The organism is Photorhabdus kayaii, assembly GCF_025384895.1.
GTDB classification, from domain to species: domain Bacteria; phylum Pseudomonadota; class Gammaproteobacteria; order Enterobacterales; family Enterobacteriaceae; genus Photorhabdus; species Photorhabdus kayaii.
This window is the reverse complement of sequence record NZ_JAJAFZ010000147.1, coordinates 1-2,827: the sequence shown is the minus strand read 5'-3', so window position 1 is coordinate 2,827 and position 2,827 is coordinate 1. Positions and strand designations below refer to the sequence as shown.

1 protein-coding gene is annotated in these 2,827 nt (G+C 48.2%); it reads right to left on the bottom strand.

Going from position 1 to position 2,827, the window contains the following annotated elements; genetic code table 11:
- Positions 1-2,807: hemagglutinin repeat-containing protein (locus LGZ98_RS23320; protein WP_262978682.1), on the bottom strand; the 2,807-nt coding region annotated here is incomplete at its 3' end.
- Positions 2,808-2,827: the final 20 nt, after the last annotated feature.

The window sequence follows — 2,827 nt, the reverse complement described above, 5'->3', positions numbered from 1 at the left end:
GCACCTGTCGCCCCCACGGCACCACTTCCCGCCCAAGCCGCCAGGCCCGAACCCGCCGTGACCGCCGCAACAGCAATCGCAATCACCGCACCCACTACGGGGTTTAAGCTTTCGCTTTTTTTGTCCCAGCTACTGTAAGCGTCCTTAACCCGATCCCACTGGACATCATTGCGGCCTTGGAGATTTTTTAACCATTCCGTACCGGGGGTGTTACCCAGTACCCCTAACGCGTCTTCCAGTAACTGCCCCTCTTTCACTTTTACATCCGCATTGATGCCTTTCGCCGCATCCACCGTCAGCGTACCGCCAACATGCACTGACGGGATTATCCAGCTCTCCTCACGGTGACCTTTATCGTGCTGCGTAATAAAAAAGCCTTTTGATGTCGTGATGGTCTGCTCAAAGTCAATATTTGGCATCGCCTTGAAGTTCACTTTCCCTGTCTGGCTGGTGATTTTCGCGTTTTTACTGGTTTCTAGCCGACTCGCTTCCAATGTCACATCATCTTTTGCCATCAGGTTAATATCACCACCGGCAGTAAATTCCGTGACTTTGTTGGTCTTATTGATTTGTACTCGATGTTCTGTTTTAGACCCAAACACTTTACACGACTTTATGGGGCCAAAACCTTTACAGCTTTTCCTCGTTTCTTCACTTTTATAGGCTTCTTCCATCGCTTGCGCATAGAGAAAACCGCCTGTTGCCGCGATATCCATCACACCCTTGGCGATTAACTCCGTCGCCTGGAATAAAATACTGCCTTGGGAGCGAATAGTTAATGCGCCACCACTATTCAGCCGGCTGGCGTGTTGCGTAAAGCGTTCAATATTCCCCTCGCGAATAAATTCTTGTCGCGATTCAAAACGAACATTTCCCCCCGCGGAAAGTTGCATATCACCGCCGGATGTCAAACGGGTTCCTGATGTCAGCAGGTTGCCTGCCGCAACTAAGGTGAGATTTTGAGCCGCGCTAACGTCGCCAGTGCCATAAAGATATTGTTTATCGCTATCATTAATCGGCGAATATTTCTGGGCAAAGAACAGTAAATCCCGGCCGGCGTTAACCGAGATATTTCCTTTAGTCGATGTTAATCTCGCGATACCCGCGATATCGCCCCCCGCGCTGAGTTGCAGATGCTCGCCCGCAGTAATTTGCGTGCCTGATTGAGATAAATCAAACCGGCGCTCTGACGCCTCCGGCGTATTGGGCCGAGAGATATCAATATCGTGACCCGCGCTGAGCATGACTTGTTGCCCCGCCCGGATACCCGCCTGCCGCAACATTAAATCATTCCCAGAAAACAGATTAATATTGCCCGCCGCGTTTAATTGACTTCGATTGGCATTCAGGTTATGACCCGCGCTTAATGTCAGATGGCGTGATTTGTCTAACTGAATACCGGAGAGATCCAGATCGTTGCCCGCTGAAATCCGCAAATGATTATCGGCCGAAATTGAGGCTAATGATTCAGCAGACTGATTCCGTCCCATTTGGATGTCGCCTTCACGCACCAGCAGCTCAACATTTTCCCCTTTTAACTCTGCCTGACGGGCAGTGATATCTTTGCCCGCAATCAGCGTCAGATTTTTATCTGCCGCTAATTTAACCCCGTCAGCCTTGATTTCATCACCCGCGTTTAACGTAATATTGTTGGCTTTATCGAACAAAATACCCTGAAGATCCAGTTTGTTACTCGCGAACATCTGCAAATTGTTGCTGGCCGAAATACGCGAATCATGCCTGCCTATTTGAATGTTGCCTTCACGCGCGAGAAGCTCAATATTTTCCCCTTTCAGCTCAGTTTGACGGGCGGTGATATCTTTGCCCGCACTGAGTGTCAGATTTTTCTGTGCGGCCAATTTAACCTGGCTGGTATCAATTTCATGACCCGCATTTAACGTTATCGTGTTTGATTTATCGAATAAAAGATCATAGAGATCCAGTTTGTGATCCGCGAACATCCGCAAATTGTTGCTGGCCGAAATACGAGAACCGTCCCCCCACATCTGGATGTCGCCTTCACGCGTAAGCAGTTCAACATTTTCGCCCTTCAACTCGACTTGAAAGGCATCAATATCTTTACCCGCAATCAAGGTCAGATTTCTCTTTGCCTCCAGTGTACTCTGGCCGGCATATATTCGACGCTCGGCGATGACGGACAGATTATTACCCGCGTTGAGGTGCCCTATGTTAATAATTTCACCGGCATGCAGCAGAATATTTTTCGCCGATATGAACGCAGTCCCGTTGAATTTATTAATAAAATCAACCACCACATTCAGATCGGCGGAGAGTTTACCGTCCATCCCACGGTTAAAATCGTGACCGGTTAAGATGAGATTTTTCTTCGCATGAAACTGACTTTCATCATTATCCAGCTTCGTTGCATGGATATAAGCGTTCATTCCCGCCGCGACGCTGGCATCCCAGGCATTATTTAACGCTTTTGCGCGAATAATGATATCGCCGTTATTGGTTTTCAGCGTCGCTGAAGTGTTGTTAATTTCAGTACTTAAATTACCGCTCGCGTCTTTTTGCAGCCAGAGATGGTTATTTGCCTGAATCAGCCCCTTATTCCGATTGTATAAATGGTCGATAAATAACCGCATGTCACCGTCTGCGATAATCTTACCGGTGTTGTTCAACGTGTTCGCGGCAAGCGTGATATCTTCCCCTGCCTGCACATGACTCTGTTCCGCCGTTTTAATGCTTTTACTGCTAACGGTGATATCCGTTTTGGCCTGTATATTGCCCAGAGTCACCTTGCCATCCGCCGTCAGACTAATGTCACCCTGCGTTGTAGTCAAATTAGCAAGGTTAACTTCCT